Below are 16,440 nucleotides of genomic sequence, written 5' to 3' on the forward strand. Positions count from 1 at the left end.
TAATTGCATCAAAGATATAAAACAGATCATTCAGATTCGTCCAAATAATCATCAATGTCCCGCCGGTCTTTTTTTGTAGGTCGCCCCAGTCCTTTCTTTCTGTAGTGGGTTTTGGCAAACTTCAACAATTCATCATGCTCAAAAGCCTCTTTAGGGGTGGTATCCTTTCTATAAATATCTACCAGTTTGGCCCCGACACGGCTTTCTGGAATGTCCAAGACCGTTAATTCATAATCGATTTGGTTTTTCCGAAGTACCACTTTATCCATAGGATAAACCTCCCTAGAAGGTTTTACAACACTCCCATTAACCTTAACCTGTCCTTTTTTAACAGCGGTTGAGGCAACGTTTCGGGTTTTGTAATATCTAATACACCAAAGGTACTTGTCTATCCGCATAAGCTCTGCAAATCTTTGTTAATGCACCGAGCAAAAATAACGGAAAATTGTATCTTGCGCAGCTAAAAGACACACTTGATGAGGTACGGGATTTTTGTTTCTTTGTTTTTAACATTGATTTTTTTATCATGCAACAATGATGATGATGGGGGAGTGGAAAGAGTTCCACCAAGGGCATTGTCTGAGGTTGTGACCGAAAATGATAATGACATACAGGAGTTTTTACAGACACATTTCTATAATTATGAAGAGTTTCAATCTCCACCAGCCAATTTTGACTACAAGATCAAGATAGATACCATAGCCGGTGATAATGCTGGAAAAACCCCGCTCAGTGATATGGTCAGAAGCACTACCGTGAAAATCTCTTCCAACCAACTCAGCCTGGATACAGATGAAGACGAAGTGCCCCACAAACTTTATTACCTTTCTGCAAGACCCACTTTTGAAGAGTTGGATGAAATGGGTGAAAATCCTGCTGTAGGCGCTTATCCTACAGTTGCAGATTCAGTATATGTGCGGTACGAAGGAAAATTGTTGGATGGCACTACTTTTGACGGGGCTTTTTTCAACCCTATTTGGTTTGATTTGGCCCGATTGCAAGACTTTTCACAAGGAGCCAGAGGTTTCTCAGAAGGCATTCCTTTTTTAAAAACGGGAGGAGCACCCATAGACAATGGGGACGGAACGGTAAGTGTTGAGGAGTATGGTGTGGGGATGATCATATTTCCTTCTGCATTGGGATATTACAATAACGCTTCAATAGCTCAGATTCCGATATACAGTCCATTATTGTTCACTATTGACCTTTTTACAATGAACCAGACCGATCATGATAATGATGGTATTCCATCAATCAATGAAGATGCCAATGGCAATGGTTACTTGTATGATGACAACACAGATTCTGCCGAGGAAGATAGACTCAGAACTGTTCGCCGTGCCAATTTCTTGGATGGTGATGATGATGGGGATGGCGTTTCTACCCGAAGCGAAATTACCAATGATAAAGGTGAAATTATTTTTCCTTATCCTGATTCAGATAATGATGGGACCCCTGACTATCTAGATCCAGACAATTAAAATAATAAGTACATAAAACAAAAGCATAAAAAAGGCCCGCTCATTTGAGCGGGCCTTTTTTAATTTCATCTATTTGGAATTATAGTTTCAGTGACAACGAGAAAATAACCTGTGAAGGTCTGGAATCAACCCGGCCGGAAACATCTGTAATGTTGTTTCCGATAAAATTTGCTTCGTTCTCCGAAAAACCACGTTCATACCGAATATCGAAACCGAGTCTTCCAATATTGACCCCTGCACCAGCATTCAATCCAACGGTAAAATCACTTTCTACATCCTCTATTTCAACATTTTCCAAATCATTCTTTAAGGTATATTGAAAGGCTGGACCAGCAAAAAGATGAAGTGGCCCCACTATTTTAAAGCCCAATAAGACAGGAAGATCTAACTTGGAAACATCATAATCTTGGGAATCGCCATCCACATCATACGAACTTTTGGTCTTGGTATAGACCAATTCTGGTCTCAGGTAGATTTTGGGAAAATCCAATTTTCCCCAGAATCCCACATGGTATCCGGTCTTTCCTTCGGCACCTTCCACAATGTCTTGGCCCGAATCACCAACCGAGCCAATAAGGTCTCCGTTCTTGTTATAATTTAAACCTGCTTTAATCCCAAAGCCTGAACCGCTTTGAGCCATGGCAGCGGACCCCATTAGGGTCAACACCGCAACTAGAAGTGTTTTTTTCATAAGTGTTCATTTTAAAAGGTTGATGAAGAATATCACAAAAGTGATACCGAAAATTATTTTCGTTTCAACACTCTTAAAACGGCAGCTTCTATGGCTTTATTGTTCAGTCCGTATTTCTCCATCAACTGTTCTGGGGTACCACTTTCACCAAAAGTATCTTGGGTTGCCACAAACTCTTGGGGCGCAGGATGGTGTGTTGCCAATACGCGCGCAACGCTTTCGCCAAGGCCACCCAAATAGTTGTGTTCTTCTGCAGTGACGACACATCCCGTCTTTTTCACAGAATCCAAGATGGCTTTGTCATCCAAAGGTTTAATAGTGTGAATATTGATAACTTCTGCAGAAACTCCTTGGTTTTCCAAACTTTCCGCTGCCAAAAGTGCTTGCCATACCAAATGTCCTGTGGCCAAAATGGTTACGTCGGTCCCTTCATTGAGCATAAGGGCCTTTCCAATCTCAAACTTTTGATCAACAGGAGTGAAGTTGGCCACTTTTGGACGACCAAAACGTAAATAAACCGGACCATGGTGCTCTGCAATGGCAATGGTAGCTGCTTTGGTCTGGTTATAGTCACATGGATTGATGACCGTCATGCCAGGAAGCATTTTCATTAAACCAATATCTTCCAAAATCTGGTGGGTTGCTCCATCTTCTCCAAGGGTAAGTCCCGCATGCGAAGCACAGATTTTTACATTCTTATCCGAATAGGCAATGGACTGACGAATTTGGTCGTAAACTCTTCCTGTGGCAAAGTTGGCAAAGGTAGAGGCAAAAGGTATTTTACCTCCTATGGTAAGACCGGCAGCCATGCCCATCATGTTGGCCTCAGCTATCCCAGTTTGGAAAAAGCGTTCAGGATTTTCTTCAATAAAAGTTTCAATCTTCAGCGAGCCCACCAAATCGGCACAAAGAGCCACAACATTTGGATTGGTTCTACCCAATTCTGTCATTCCGGCACCATAACCGCTTCGCGTATCGTTTTTTCCTTGATCTGTATATTTTGTCATTTTTCTTGTCTTCAGAATTAATAATCACCTAAGGTCTCTGGGTTCTGTGCCAATGCCGTGGCCAATTGCTCATCATTCGGAGCTTTACCGTGCCATGCATGGGTGTGCATCATAAAATCCACACCATTACCCATCATAGTGGTCATCACAATGCAGACAGGCTTTCCTTTTCCAGTTCTGCTTTTGGCTTCTTTAAGTCCGGCAATGACCTGTTCCAAATCATTCCCATCTTCAATTTCCATAACATCCCAGCCAAATGCCTTGAATTTTTCAGCTACATCACCTAAAGGAAGTACATCTTCTGTGGCCCCATCGATTTGTTGACCGTTTCGGTCTACGGTGGCAATTAAATTGTCTACCTTATTTCCGGCGGCGTACATGATGGCCTCCCAATTTTGACCTTCCTGTAGTTCGCCATCGCCATGAAGACTGAACACCAAATGGTCATCACCGTTCAATTTTTTGGCCAAAGCAGCACCAATGGCAACGGACATTCCTTGTCCCAATGAACCAGAAGCTACGCGAACCCCGGGTAAACCTTCGTGGGTGGTTGGGTGGCCTTGCAAACGGGAGTTGATCAACCTGAAGGTGTTGAGTTCCTCAATAGGAAAATACCCTTTTCGTGCCAGAACACTGTAAAATACGGGTGAGATATGACCATTGGACAAAAAGAAGATATCCTCTCCTTTTCCATCCATATCAAATCCTTCCTTAAGATCCATAATTTCATTGTATAGGGCTACAAAAAATTCGGTACATCCCAAGGAACCCCCAGGGTGTCCTGAATTTACGTTGTGGACCATTCGTAAAATGTCCCTTCTCACCTGAACGACCAGGTCCTGTAATTCTCTAGTATTTGGCATCAGTAGTTTATTTTGAGGTTTCAAAAATAACGGCATTAGGTCGGGTAAACAAGTAAGAAATGTATTTTTCACAAAATACCGCCCCATATAAACTTTATTTTTTTGTTAAGGGAAAGCGGAGATGAGTTGGCTATATTTGCGGTTTTAAACAATACCATTGAAGTTTAGCTTACTACAAAAGGATATCCAGAGCAAGGCCAGGGCAGGGGAAATCACCACCGACCATGGTACCATACAGACTCCGATCTTTATGCCCGTGGGCACGGTGGCTTCCGTAAAAGGTGTGCATCAACGCGAATTGAAGGATGAAATTGATCCAGACATTATTCTCGGAAATACGTACCATTTATACCTACGCCCCAAGACTGGGATTTTGGAGGAGGCAGGTGGCCTTCATAAGTTTATGGGCTGGGACCGAAATATCTTGACGGATAGCGGGGGGTATCAGGTGTATTCATTGTCCGATAACCGTAAAATAAAGGAAGAAGGGGTCAAGTTCAAGTCCCATATTGATGGATCACACCATGTGTTCACTCCGGAGAATGTGATGGAGATACAGCGGATCATTGGAGCCGATATCATTATGGCCTTTGATGAATGTACACCCTACCCCTGTGATTATAACTATGCCAAGCGCTCCATGCATTTAACCCATAGGTGGTTGGATAGATGTATTTCGCATTTGGAAAAACTTCCGTTCAAATATGGCTATTCCCAAAGCTTTTTTCCTATTGTACAAGGTTCAACCTATAAAGATTTGCGGAAACAATCCGCGGAATATATTGCTTCCGTTGGAGCTGAAGGTAATGCCATTGGTGGACTCTCCGTAGGAGAACCTGCTGAGGAAATGTATGAAATGGCCGAGTTGGTCTGCGATATTTTGCCCGAGGACAAGCCCCGTTATCTTATGGGCGTGGGTACACCTATTAATATATTGGAGAACATTGCGTTGGGTGTGGATATGTTCGATTGCGTGATGCCCACCCGAAATGCCCGAAATGGCATGTTGTTCACGGCACAGGGTACCATCAACATAAAAAACAAGAAGTGGGAGAACGATTTCTCACCCATAGATGAAATGGGAATCACTTTTGTGGATACCGAATATTCCAAAGCGTACCTGAGACATTTGTTCGCGGCCAACGAATATTTGGGCAAGCAAATTGCCACCATCCACAACCTTGGTTTTTATCTTTGGTTGGTACGAACGGCAAGAGAGCGTATTTTAGCGGGGGATTTCTTGGAATGGAAGACCCAAATGGTGCAACAAATGGATAAAAGATTGTAATGCTCAGCATACTTGACAAGTATATCTTAAAACGTTATTTGGTCACCTTTATGGGGATGCTCTTGCTCTTTGTGCCCATTGGGATCATGGCCAATTTGGCCGAAAAAATCGGGAAGATCATAGACAACGAAGCTCCCTTGATGGAGGTCATTGTATTTTATGGCAATTTTACCTTGGTCATTGGCAACCTGTTGCTTCCGGTTTTTTTATTTCTGTCGATTATATTTTTCACCTCTAAACTGGCCAGTAATACAGAGATTGTGGCCATCTTGAGTTCCGGGGTTTCCTATTGGCGATTTTTACGTCCTTATTTAATAGGTGCAACTCTGGTGGCCATTCTCATTTTTATGATGGGAATGTTCATAGTGCCGCATGCCAGTATCGGTTTCAATGAGTTTGAATACAAGTATTTTAAGAAGGGGAAGCAGGATCGGGTCACGGATAATATATTCAATCAGCTGAATGAAAACGATTATTTATATGTAAGCAGTTTTGATCCCAATAGAAAGATTGGGTACAATTTTACCTATGAGCATTTTGACTCCATAAAGAAGCTGGATTATAAAATTTCGGCAAGTAATATTCGCTGGATTGACAAGGATAGCATATACCGATTGACCAATTATGCCAAACGGAAGCTCCAGAACAATGTAGAGATTATTGAGACCCAAAGAAGACTGGATACGTTGTTTACCTTTAAATTGGAAGATCTTACCCCGGTTTCCTATGTTGCCGAGACCAAGAACCTCTTTGAACTAAATGATTTCATTGAAGATCAAAAAAGAAAAGGGGCCTCCAACATCAATGCCTATATTTTGGTGAAGTACAAAAGGTGGGCCTTGCCCATAGCCGCTTTTATCCTTACCGTGATCGCAGTGGCGGTTTCCTCGGTCAAAAGAAGAGGAGGGATGGGGCTCAATCTGGCTTTTGGCATTGGAGTGGCCTTTGTATACATCTTTTTTGACAAAGTTTTTGGAACATTGGCAGAGCAATCCGGATTTTCACCATTATTGGCGGTAATCATCCCCAACCTTATTTTTGGGGTATTTGCCGTCTATATGCTAATGAAGGCCAAACGATAATCAAGCTTTAAAAGAGCTATTCAATTGAAGTTAAATGGCTTGGACATTTTCTGTGAATAATCCATAAAGTCCTATATTTGTCCCCATTCTATTTCTTGAAAACAATTATTTTCCAATGGAATATTTAGAATTTGAACTTCCCATTAAAGAACTTGAAGACCAACTTCAAAAATGTATGGTAATTGGGGAAGAAAGTGATGTTGACGTCACCGAGACCTGCTCACAGATTGAGAAGAAACTCGAAGAAACCCGCAAGGACATCTATAAAAATCTCACCGCATGGCAAAGGGTGCAACTATCCAGGCACCCCAATAGGCCGTATACCATGGACTATATCAAGGCCATTTGCGGAGATACTTTTTTGGAGCTTCATGGGGATCGAAATGTGAAAGATGACAAGGCCATGGTTGGTGGCTTGGGGAAGATTGGGGACCAAAGTTATATGTTCATCGGTCAGCAGAAAGGGTACAACACCAAAACCCGCCAATACCGAAATTTTGGCATGGCCAATCCAGAAGGCTACCGCAAAGCACTGCGATTAATGAAATCTGCGGAGAAGTTCGGTATTCCTGTCGTCTGTTTTGTGGATACTCCTGGAGCCTATCCTGGGATAGAAGCTGAAGAAAGGGGACAAGGAGAGGCCATTGCCAGAAATATCATGGAAATGACCCGTTTAAAAGTACCTATCATTGTTGTGATTATCGGTGAGGGAGCTTCCGGTGGTGCGTTGGGCATTGGTGTGGGAGACAAAGTTCTGATGTTGGAAAATACATGGTATTCTGTAATTTCTCCTGAATCCTGTTCCTCCATTTTATGGAGAAGCTGGGAATATAAGGAACAAGCTGCTGAGGCCCTAAAGTTGACTGCCGGCGACATGAAGAAACAAAAGTTGGTCGATGAAATTGTGAAGGAACCCCTTGGCGGAGCACATACCAATAGGGAAAAAACTTTTGAAACGGTCAGGAACAAAATCTCGTCACATTACGAGGAGTTGAAAAAGTTATCACCAAAAGAACTCGTGAAAACCCGTATGGATAAATACTCAGATATGGGTGTTTTCAACGGATAATTCTTGTTTTTCAGAGGTTAACTTTTTTTATTAGGTTTTATCCTCACTTTTTTTTATGTTATTAACAGGAATTCAAAGTTGTCAACAATTCAATTGTTGAATACCTGTGGAAATCGCATCTCTAAAGATTTAAGTTAACTAAAGGTTAATTAGCTACTTTCGTACCCATGGACAAACCTAGCCCAATTATTGGCCACAGAGTGGAAAAATCTACCCTTATCAGTCTCGAGAAAGGGAAAATACCGCCTCAAGCAGTTGATTTAGAGGAAGTTGTGCTAGGAGCTATGATGATTGACAAAAAAGGTGTGGATGAAGTAATCGATATCCTACATCCAGATGTCTTCTACAAAGATGCCCATAGATATATTTATGAAGCCATCTTCAAATTATTTGAATCTTCCGAACCTGTCGATTTATTAACCGTTTCCTCACAACTTAAGAAGGATGGAAAGCTAGAAGCTGTAGGAGGGGATTTTTATTTGATAAAACTCACCCAAAAAGTGGCTTCCTCAGCCCATATTGAGTTTCACGCTCGCATCATTCTTCAAAAATACATTCAGCGAAGCCTTATAAAAATATCAAACGAGATTATTGAAGATGCTTATAGCGATTCAACCGATGTGTTTGATCTTTTGGACAACGCTGAGGCAAAATTGTATGAAGTCACACAGGGTAACCTTAAGCGTTCGGCGGAAACCGCACAAAATTTGGTAATTCAGGCCAAGAAAAAAATTGAGGAAATTTCCAATAAGGAGGGCTTGAGCGGAATTCCATCAGGTTTTGACAAGTTGGACAGATTGACCTCTGGTTGGCAACCCAGTGATTTGGTTATTGTGGCGGCTCGTCCCGGTATGGGTAAAACGGCCCTCACGCTTTCCATGGCACGGAATATTGCGGTGAACTCAGATATTCCAGTAGCTTTCTTTTCGCTGGAGATGTCCTCCGTACAGTTGATCACCCGTTTAATTTCTTCAGAAACTGGGTTGTCCTCCGAAAAATTGCGTACAGGAAAATTGGAAAAACACGAATGGGAGCAGTTGAACGTCAAAGTAAAAGCATTGGAAAAAGCCCCACTGTTCATTGATGATACGCCTTCACTTTCCATTTTTGACCTAAGGGCCAAGGCCAGACGTTTGGCATCACAACATAAGATTAAATTGATTGTCATTGACTATTTGCAGTTAATGACAGCTGGTGGAAGTCAAAAAGGCGGAAACCGTGAGCAGGAAATTTCAACAATATCCCGAAACTTAAAGGCACTGGCCAAGGAATTGAATGTTCCCGTGATTGCACTGTCCCAGTTGTCGAGGGCTGTGGAGACTCGTGGAGGTAGCAAAAGACCAATTCTTTCTGACCTTAGGGAGTCCGGGGCCATTGAGCAGGATGCAGATATTGTATCCTTTATTTACAGGCCCGAATACTACAAAATTGATGAGTGGGATGATGAAGAGCGCACCCCAACTCAAGGTCAAGCTGAGTTCATTGTGGCCAAACACCGTAACGGTGGATTGGATAATATTAGGTTAAAATTTGTTGGTGCTCTGGGTAAATTTGATAACTTGGATGACTTTGACTCCCCATTCGAATTCCAATCGAAGATGAATGCGGACGAAGAGAATCCCTTTGCAACCCCAAATCTTCCCAATGCGGATGAGGCTTTTGGGAGCGCAATGAACAGTGATGACGATGACCCAGATGATAGCGACGTACCTTTTTAAAATAGCAAAACTGATGTCATTTCGAGCGCCAGCGAGAAATCTCACTTTTCTATTTTTCTTTCTTCTGTTTTTAAAATCTTCAGCCTCAGTCATCCTTATCCCCATGGATGCGGAAAGTCAGGAAAACCATTTAAAAGCTTACGGAATTACCTATTGGGTGCTCACCAAACAACAAAAAGTGCAATGGCTGTTGAACTATCGCGGTGGTTCATTTTTATTGCCCGATGGTGAAGCCATCCGAAAGGAATGCCAGATTCGAGGGGTTTCTTTTGAAGTGCTATCCGATAGTACTGCGGAGCAGATTTTGGATGAAATCAGCAGTCCCTCCCAAAACCAAGACGCCGTTATTTTGGAAAAAGCACCAAAAATAGCGGTGTATTCACCTAAAGACAATCCACCATGGGACGATGCGGTGACCATGGTGCTCACCTATGCTGAAATTCCCTATACCACCGTTTATGATGAAGAGGTGTTGGGCGATAAATTGGCGTTGTACGATTGGCTGCATTTGCACCATGAAGATTTTACGGGACAGTTTGGTCGATTTTATGGAGCGTACCGAGCAGCACCGTGGTATATTGAATCAAAAGCCCAAGCGGAGGCATTGGCCCAAAAGCTGGGTTATGCCAAAGTTTCGGATGAAAAGCTGGCTGTTGCCCAAAAAATCAGGAATTATGTGGTGGGTGGCGGTTTCATGTTCGCCATGTGCTCCGCTACGGATAGTTTTGATATTGCCTTGGCAGCAGAAGATGTGGACATCTGCGAACCTATGTTCGATGGTGACCCATCCGATGCCAACTATCAGGGCAAACTAAATTATGGAAATACGTTTGCCTTTACCAATTTCATTTTGGAGCGAAATCCACTTCGGTATGAGTTTTCGTCCATTGATATGACCAATAAAAGGGGAGGAGTACCCAAGGAGTCTGATTATTTTTCCTTGATGGAATTTTCAGCCAAATGGGATCCCGTTCCTACCATGCTGACCCAGAACCACACGGCTTTGGTAAAAGGCTTTATGGGACAGACCACGGCTTTTGCAAGAAACGAGGTAAAACCTACGGTTATGGTGTTGGGCGAGAACAAAATCAATGGAGAGGCTCGATACATTCACGGTATTAAAGGAAAAGGTTTTTTCACCTTTTATGGGGGGCATGACCCCGAGGATTACCAACATCGCGTAGGAGATCCCAAAACCGAATTGGAATTGCATCCAACCTCACCGGGATATCGTTTAATTCTGAACAATGTACTTTTTCCTGCTGCCCGGAAAAAAAAGCAGAAAACCTAGATTAGTTTCTCCAAAACCCGCTCCACACCAAAATCATTGTTGCTTACGGTTTCGTATTTGGCCACTTTTTTAACGTTGGGGTGCGCATTTGCCATAGCAAAGCTGTAGTTGGAAAGTTGCATCATTTCCAGATCGTTGTTGTAATCACCAAAAACCATGACTTCATTTGCAGCAATTTGGTGCTGGTCCATGACTTTTTGAAGCGCATAGCCCTTATGTGCATTTTTATGTGAAACATCGACCCAATTGGCCCCGGACACCTTCACTTTTAAGTTGTCTTCCAAATGTTTTACTGATGGGTAGATGTATTTTTCGGAATCTTCAAAATGGTAAATGGCAATTTTCAGGACTTCCGCTTCTACAGCGGTTTGGTCCCTTACAATATCAAACTCCGAATAATATTCCGCAAGCATGGTCAAAAAAGCATCTGAAGCATCATTGGCGTAGGCATTATATTGACCGCAAAGCACGGGATGCACATCTTTAAGCGGTTTTACAATACCTAAAATGCGGCCCACCTCTTGTTTGTCAATAGGAGTGGTCAAAAGTACGTTCTCCTGATGTTTTATCAGAGCACCATTTTCAGCGATTACAATGATATCATCTTTAATGGATTCCAACTTATCCACCATACTGTTGTATTGCCTTCCACTGGCGGCCACAAAAATGATGTCCTTTTTCTTGAGTTCTTCAAAAATTTCAAAAAAGCGGGGGCTCACCTCGTGGTTGGAGTTCAACAACGTACCATCCATATCGGTCACCACCATTTTGATCTGCGATAAATCCATTTTCAAGAAATTAAGCTGCAAAGGTATTTTATATTAAGGGAATGGAAGAATCCCTTTTGGTAAAGTTTATACTAATTTAGTGCGACGATTTACTTCGATATGGATTTTTATCAAAAAGAATTGCAATTACGGTCCTATTCCAGGGGATTTCATTTAATAACGGATTCGGTTTTGGACGCCTTACCGGAAATCAGAAAAATAAACACAGGAATGTTGCAGGTGTTCATCAAGCATACTTCGGCAAGTTTGACCATAAACGAAAATGCGGACCCTACCGTACGTACCGATTTTGAAAGTCATATTAATAAAATGGTGCCTGAAAATGCGCCGTATTATGTGCACAATTATGAAGGCCCGGATGATATGCCAGCGCACATTAAGGCTTCACTGATGGGAGCTTCGGTTCAAATCCCAATTACCAACGGTAGATTGAACTTGGGCATTTGGCAGGGTATTTATCTCTGTGAACACCGGAACCATGCCTCGGGAAGAAGACTGGTAGTTACTGCCTTTGGCCAATAACAGCAGTACTGATTCGTGACAATTGGAGTAATTCGTGTCAACGCGTTAGTGACTAAATTAAAATAAAAGATCCCGCACAAGGCGGGATCCAAATAAGCGGGGTAAGTTTATATTGATTCTTATTTTACTTTCTCAACGATGGCCTTAAACGCATCTGGATGGTTCATGGCCAAATCCGCAAGAACTTTTCTGTTAAGTTCAATTCCATTGGATTTTACTTTCCCCATAAATTGAGAGTAAGACATTCCGTGCATTCTGGCACCAGCGTTAATACGGGTAATCCATAGTGAACGGAAAGTACGTTTTTTGTTTCTTCTGTCGCGGTAAGCATAAAGCATTGCTTTTTCTACCGCATTTTTGGCTACCGTCCAAACGTTTTTACGTCTTCCGAAGTAACCTTTGGCTTGCTTCATCACTTTTTTTCTTCTAGCTCGTGAAGCAACTGAATTTACTGATCTTGGCATAATGTCATTTTTTTGTAGCAGGCGTCCCAATTATTGGGAACTTTTTTGAGCCCGACTCCATGGTTAATAATTAATGTACCGGCTGAACAATTATTTTAAACGCAATTGTTCTTTGATGTTGTCCTCATCCGCAGGATGAACCAGTGTGGAATGGGTCAACTTTAGCTTACGCTTTTTAGACTTCTTGGTCAAAATATGACTCTTAAAAGCGTGCTTTCTCTTGATTTTACCAGTTCCTGTAAGCTTAAAACGCTTCTTGGCACTGGATTTTGTTTTCATCTTAGGCATTTTCCTAGTATTTAACTCCGCTTATTATGCTGAACAACGTTCAGTATCTTTTATTTTTTACTTGTCTTTGGAGCAATGAACATGGTCATTCGCTTCCCTTCCAATTTTGGCATTTGCTCAACCTTTCCCAATTCTTCCAATTCTTGGGCCAGTCGCAGCAACAAAATTTCACCTTGGTCTTTGTAGACGATAGATCGTCCCTTAAAGAACACATAGGCTTTGAGTTTGGCACCATCCTTCAAGAATTTTTCCGCATGGCGTTTTTTAAACTCATAATCGTGGTCATCGGTCTGTGGTCCAAACCGTATTTCTTTTACGACCACTTTGCTGGCTTTGGCCTTTAATGCCTTTTCCCGTTTCTTTTGTTCATAGAGAAACTTTTTGTAATCTATGATCTTGCAAACCGGTGGATTTGCATTTGGGGAAATCTCCACCAAATCCAATTCCAGTTCATTGGCTTTTTCCCTTGCTTTTGAAATGGGATAAACTCCCATTTCCACATTGTCCCCCACCAGCCTTACCTCAGGGGCTTTAATATTTTCATTGATATTGTGAGGGTTTTTATTTTCCCTCCTTGGTTGGGGCTTAAATCTTCTTCGTATTGCTATGACGTATACTTTTTAATTAAACTTAATTTTTTAGAACGACTTTAAGGTACTATTTATTTCAGTAGATACCAAGTCGGAAAAAGCTTCTGTGTTTAAACTGCCTAAATCCTCACCACCATGCCTTCTTACTGAAATGGTTTCCGATGACTCTTCCTGCTCTCCCACGATGAGCATAAAAGGGATTTTTTTAAGTTCAGCCTCACGGATTTTCTTCCCAACCGTTTCATTCCTATTATCAATGAGCGCGCGAATTTCGTGATTTTCCAGTGAATTCAAAACTTTTTCCGCATATTTTTCGTGTTTCTCACTGACGGGCAATACAATAGCTTGTGTTGGAATCAACCATAATGGGAAGTTTCCACCGGTGTGTTCCAATAACAAAGCCACAAAACGTTCTATACTTCCAAAAGGCGCCCGGTGAATCATTACAGGCCTATGAAGCTCATTGTCACTACCCTTATAAGTAAGGTCAAAACGTTTCGGCAGGTTGTAATCAACCTGAATGGTGCCCAATTGCCAGTTTCTGCCTAGGGCGTCCTTCACCATAAAGTCAAGCTTGGGGCCATAAAAAGCAGCTTCACCACTTTCTACAACGTAGTTGAGGCCTTTTTCATCCGCAGCATTGATAATGGCCTGTTCTGCTTTTTCCCAATCATCGGTGTTTCCTATGTATTTTTCAGGATTTTCCAAGTCGCGAACAGACACTTGGGCCGTAAAATTGTCAAAGCCCAAAGAATTCAATACATATAAGGTAAGGTCAATCACATTTTTAAACTCGTCGTTCAACTGCTCCGTGGTACAGAAAATGTGGGCATCATCCTGAGTGAAACCACGAACCCTTGTCAAGCCATGAAGTTCGCCACTTTGCTCATACCTATATACGGTACCAAATTCGGCATAGCGCTTGGGTAAATCTTTGTAACTAAAAGGAGTGCTATTATATATTTCACAGTGGTGGGGGCAGTTCATGGGTTTCAGTAGGAACTCCTCATCTTCTTTTGGGGTATGTATAGGTTGAAAACTGTCTTCCCCATATTTGGCATAATGCCCTGAAGTAACGTAGAGTTCTTTCTGGCCGATATGTGGTGTCACCACCATTTCATAGCCCGCTTTCTTTTGGGCTTTCTTTAAAAACTGTTCAAGACGTTCGCGAAGTGCAGCACCGTTGGGCAGCCACAATGGAAGACCTTGACCTACCTTTTGTGAAAAAGTGAAAAGTTCCAATTCCTTTCCCAATTTCCTGTGGTCACGTTTCTTGGCCTCTTCCAAAAGTTCAAGATACTCCGTGAGTTCTTTCTGTTTTGGGAATGATATACCATAGACACGGGTCAACTGTTTGTTGTTTTCATCACCTCTCCAATAGGCCCCGGCCACACTCAATATCTTAATGGCTTTTATACTGCCCGTATTGGGAATATGTCCCCCACGGCAGAGATCGGTAAACGTACTGTGATCGCAGAAGGTGATGGAACCGTCCTCCAAGTTTTCAATCAGCTCTACCTTATAAGGATTATGTTGGTCCTTATAATATTGAAGTGCATCTGCTTTGGAAACGCTGCGCATTTTATAGTCGTGCTTGCCGCGAGCAATTTCCAAAGCCTTTTTCTCAATTGCTGGAAAATCTTTTTCAGATACTGTGTGCTCACCAAAATCCACATCATAATAGAAGCCATTCTCAATGGCTGGCCCTATGGTAAGCTTAATGCCGGGATATAATTCTTCCAAAGCTTGTGCCACCACATGCGATGTGGAGTGCCAAAAGGCCTTTTTGCCTTCTGCATCGTTCCAAGTATAAAGGGTAAGGGTGCCATCTTCGGTTAGGGGTGTTGTAGTTTCCACAGTAGTATCGTTGAATTTGGCCGAAATTACATTTCGGGCCAATCCTTCACTAATGCTTTTTGCAATCTCAATTGGTGTAGTTCCCTCAGAAACTTTCTTTACCGCGCCGTCAGGCAATGTGATATCAATCATGTACACTCCTTAATTTTGAATGGTGCGCAAAGATACTATCTTGAATTGATGCTTACAATATATATATGGTTCATTTGGGGTAAGAAGGCTCTTATCAGAGGATTATCTATGAGGGTGATAAAATAAGTTCTTGATTTTAGGGGTATAATGAGATTGTTGATGTTTAAAATGTTGACAATCAATTAAATAAAAAATTTTTCAATTTTTTTTGAAAATTGTTTTGTGGTATCATTTAAACCTCTCTATATTTGCACCCGCTTAGCTGATAAGGCTGGGATGTTTCGGAAGGGGATTCGGTCATGAAGGGCCGATTTTTTTTCTGGGATGATTAAGGAAGAAGTTCATATACATATTGCAATAGACAGCGTAATTAGAGAGAAGAACCATTTTGATCACGGGATTGCGGATTTGTGCATTGGATATGCTTTAGAGATATTTAACGATGTACAATGAAGAGTTTGATCCTGGCTCAGGATGAACGCTAGCGGCAGGCCTAACACATGCAAGTCGAGGGGCAGCGGGGATTGCTTGCAATCCGCCGGCGACCGGCGCACGGGTGCGGAACGCGTATGGAACCTGCCCCTGTCAGGGGAATAGCCCAGGGAAACTTGGATTAATGCCCCATGGTACCGTGATATCGCATGATATTGCGGTTAAAGATTTATCGGACAGGGATGGCCATGCGTACCATTAGTTAGTTGGTAAGGTAACGGCTTACCAAGGCAGCGATGGTTAGGGGCCCTGAGAGGGGGATCCCCCACACTGGTACTGAGACACGGACCAGACTCCTACGGGAGGCAGCAGTGAGGAATATTGGACAATGGTGGGAACACTGATCCAGCCATGCCGCGTGCAGGATGACTGCCCTATGGGTTGTAAACTGCTTTTATACGGGAAGAAACCTCCCCTCGTGAGGGGAGCTGACGGTACCGTAAGAATAAGGACCGGCTAACTCCGTGCCAGCAGCCGCGGTAATACGGAGGGTCCGAGCGTTATCCGGAATCATTGGGTTTAAAGGGTCCGTAGGCGGGCCTGTAAGTCAGGGGTGAAAGTCTGTGGCTCAACCATAGAATTGCCTTTGATACTGCAGGTCTTGAGTCATGGTGGGGTTGCCGGAACATGTGGTGTAGCGGTGAAATGCATAGATATCACATAGAACACCGATCGCGAAGGCAGGTGACCAACCATGTACTGACGCTGATGGACGAAAGCGTGGGTAGCGAACGGGATTAGATACCCCGGTAGTCCACGCCGTAAACGATGGATACTAGCTGTGGGGCATTCGTGCTCCGTGGCCAAGCGAAAGTGA

At 42.6% G+C, this 16,440-nt stretch carries 16 protein-coding genes and 1 rRNA gene (1 of these 17 only partly in view); 8 read left to right on the forward strand and 9 right to left on the reverse strand.

Going from position 1 to position 16,440, the window contains the following annotated elements; genetic code table 11:
- Nucleotides 1-26: 26 nt before the first annotated feature.
- On the reverse strand, nucleotides 27-398 hold the full coding sequence (locus tag FG28_RS12360) for an RNA-binding S4 domain-containing protein (RefSeq protein WP_036383262.1): 372 nt from the start codon (nucleotides 396-398) through the stop codon (nucleotides 27-29).
- A gap of 78 nt (nucleotides 399-476) precedes the next feature.
- Between FG28_RS12360 and FG28_RS12365 the strand changes: the two genes are divergently transcribed.
- Nucleotides 477-1,481 carry an FKBP-type peptidyl-prolyl cis-trans isomerase gene (locus FG28_RS12365; RefSeq protein ID WP_036383264.1) on the forward strand — a complete coding sequence of 335 codons (1,005 nt, stop codon included), beginning with the start codon at nucleotides 477-479 and terminating at the stop codon, nucleotides 1,479-1,481.
- A gap of 79 nt (nucleotides 1,482-1,560) precedes the next feature.
- Here the strand turns inward: FG28_RS12365 and FG28_RS12370 are convergent, their stop codons facing one another.
- Genes FG28_RS12370 through FG28_RS12380 form a run of 3 tightly spaced genes read right to left on the reverse strand, consistent with a single transcriptional unit; the run spans nucleotide 1,561 to nucleotide 4,042 of the window.
- Nucleotides 1,561-2,172: an outer membrane beta-barrel protein gene (locus FG28_RS12370; RefSeq protein ID WP_036383265.1), complete on the reverse strand. Its 612-nt coding sequence runs from the start codon at nucleotides 2,170-2,172 to the stop codon at nucleotides 1,561-1,563.
- 53 nt (nucleotides 2,173-2,225) lie between these two features.
- Nucleotides 2,226-3,179 (reverse strand): transketolase family protein, encoded by a 954-nt coding sequence (locus FG28_RS12375; RefSeq protein ID WP_036383267.1) that lies wholly within the window; start codon nucleotides 3,177-3,179, stop codon nucleotides 2,226-2,228.
- Nucleotides 3,180-3,196: 17 nt separating this feature from the next.
- Nucleotides 3,197-4,042 (reverse strand): transketolase, encoded by an 846-nt coding sequence (locus FG28_RS12380; RefSeq protein WP_036383269.1) that lies wholly within the window; start codon nucleotides 4,040-4,042, stop codon nucleotides 3,197-3,199.
- A gap of 157 nt (nucleotides 4,043-4,199) precedes the next feature.
- On the opposite strand from FG28_RS12380, the gene tgt reads away from it, so the two are divergent.
- The 5 genes from tgt to FG28_RS12405 all read left to right on the forward strand — a co-directional run bounded on the left by tgt (nucleotide 4,200) and on the right by FG28_RS12405 (nucleotide 10,490).
- Nucleotides 4,200-5,330, forward strand: coding sequence for a tRNA guanosine(34) transglycosylase Tgt (tgt, locus tag FG28_RS12385; protein WP_036383272.1), 1,131 nt, complete (start codon nucleotides 4,200-4,202; stop codon nucleotides 5,328-5,330).
- Nucleotides 5,330-6,412 carry an LptF/LptG family permease gene (locus tag FG28_RS12390; protein WP_036383273.1) on the forward strand — a complete coding sequence of 361 codons (1,083 nt, stop codon included), beginning with the start codon at nucleotides 5,330-5,332 and terminating at the stop codon, nucleotides 6,410-6,412. Before tgt ends, FG28_RS12390 begins: the two co-directional genes overlap by 1 nt.
- A gap of 115 nt (nucleotides 6,413-6,527) precedes the next feature.
- On the forward strand, nucleotides 6,528-7,481 hold the full coding sequence (locus tag FG28_RS12395) for an acetyl-CoA carboxylase carboxyltransferase subunit alpha (RefSeq protein WP_036383275.1): 954 nt from the start codon (nucleotides 6,528-6,530) through the stop codon (nucleotides 7,479-7,481).
- Nucleotides 7,482-7,648: 167 nt separating this feature from the next.
- Nucleotides 7,649-9,199: a replicative DNA helicase gene (gene dnaB / locus FG28_RS12400; RefSeq protein WP_036383278.1), complete on the forward strand. Its 1,551-nt coding sequence runs from the start codon at nucleotides 7,649-7,651 to the stop codon at nucleotides 9,197-9,199.
- A 13-nt stretch (nucleotides 9,200-9,212) separates the two neighbouring features.
- Nucleotides 9,213-10,490 carry an asparagine synthetase B gene (locus FG28_RS12405; RefSeq protein WP_081894359.1) on the forward strand — a complete coding sequence of 426 codons (1,278 nt, stop codon included), beginning with the start codon at nucleotides 9,213-9,215 and terminating at the stop codon, nucleotides 10,488-10,490.
- On the opposite strand, the gene FG28_RS12410 is transcribed toward FG28_RS12405, so the two are convergent.
- The gene (locus FG28_RS12410) at nucleotides 10,487-11,278 is read right to left on the reverse strand and encodes an HAD family hydrolase (protein ID WP_036383282.1); all 792 of its coding nucleotides are present in this window, start codon (nucleotides 11,276-11,278) and stop codon (nucleotides 10,487-10,489) included. The genes FG28_RS12405 and FG28_RS12410 overlap by 4 nt on opposite strands.
- A 99-nt stretch (nucleotides 11,279-11,377) precedes the next feature.
- Here FG28_RS12410 and FG28_RS12415 point away from each other — a divergent pair, with 99 nt between their 5' ends.
- Nucleotides 11,378-11,800 carry a secondary thiamine-phosphate synthase enzyme YjbQ gene (locus FG28_RS12415; RefSeq protein ID WP_036383283.1) on the forward strand — a complete coding sequence of 141 codons (423 nt, stop codon included), beginning with the start codon at nucleotides 11,378-11,380 and terminating at the stop codon, nucleotides 11,798-11,800.
- 119 nt (nucleotides 11,801-11,919) lie between these two features.
- Here the strand turns inward: FG28_RS12415 and rplT are convergent, their stop codons facing one another.
- The 4 genes from rplT to thrS all read right to left on the reverse strand — a co-directional run bounded on the left by rplT (nucleotide 11,920) and on the right by thrS (nucleotide 15,131).
- Complete coding sequence (gene rplT / locus FG28_RS12420; protein WP_036383285.1) at nucleotides 11,920-12,264, reverse strand: 50S ribosomal protein L20; 345 nt, start codon at nucleotides 12,262-12,264, stop codon at nucleotides 11,920-11,922.
- Between the two features lie 90 nt (nucleotides 12,265-12,354).
- A complete protein-coding gene (gene rpmI, locus FG28_RS12425) occupies nucleotides 12,355-12,552 on the reverse strand; it encodes a 50S ribosomal protein L35 (RefSeq protein WP_015754448.1) in 198 nt (65 codons plus the stop codon).
- A gap of 50 nt (nucleotides 12,553-12,602) precedes the next feature.
- Nucleotides 12,603-13,154 carry a translation initiation factor IF-3 gene (gene infC / locus FG28_RS12430; RefSeq protein WP_262491883.1) on the reverse strand — a complete coding sequence of 184 codons (552 nt, stop codon included), beginning with the start codon at nucleotides 13,152-13,154 and terminating at the stop codon, nucleotides 12,603-12,605.
- A 36-nt stretch (nucleotides 13,155-13,190) separates the two neighbouring features.
- On the reverse strand, nucleotides 13,191-15,131 hold the full coding sequence (gene thrS / locus FG28_RS12435; RefSeq protein ID WP_036383289.1) for a threonine--tRNA ligase: 1,941 nt from the start codon (nucleotides 15,129-15,131) through the stop codon (nucleotides 13,191-13,193).
- A gap of 446 nt (nucleotides 15,132-15,577) precedes the next feature.
- Between thrS and FG28_RS12440 the strand changes: the two genes are divergently transcribed.
- Nucleotides 15,578-16,440 (forward strand): 16S ribosomal RNA (locus tag FG28_RS12440) (it continues 661 nt past the right edge of the window).

Source organism: Muricauda sp. MAR_2010_75 (genome assembly GCF_000745185.1).
In the GTDB taxonomy this organism is placed as follows: domain Bacteria; phylum Bacteroidota; class Bacteroidia; order Flavobacteriales; family Flavobacteriaceae; genus Flagellimonas.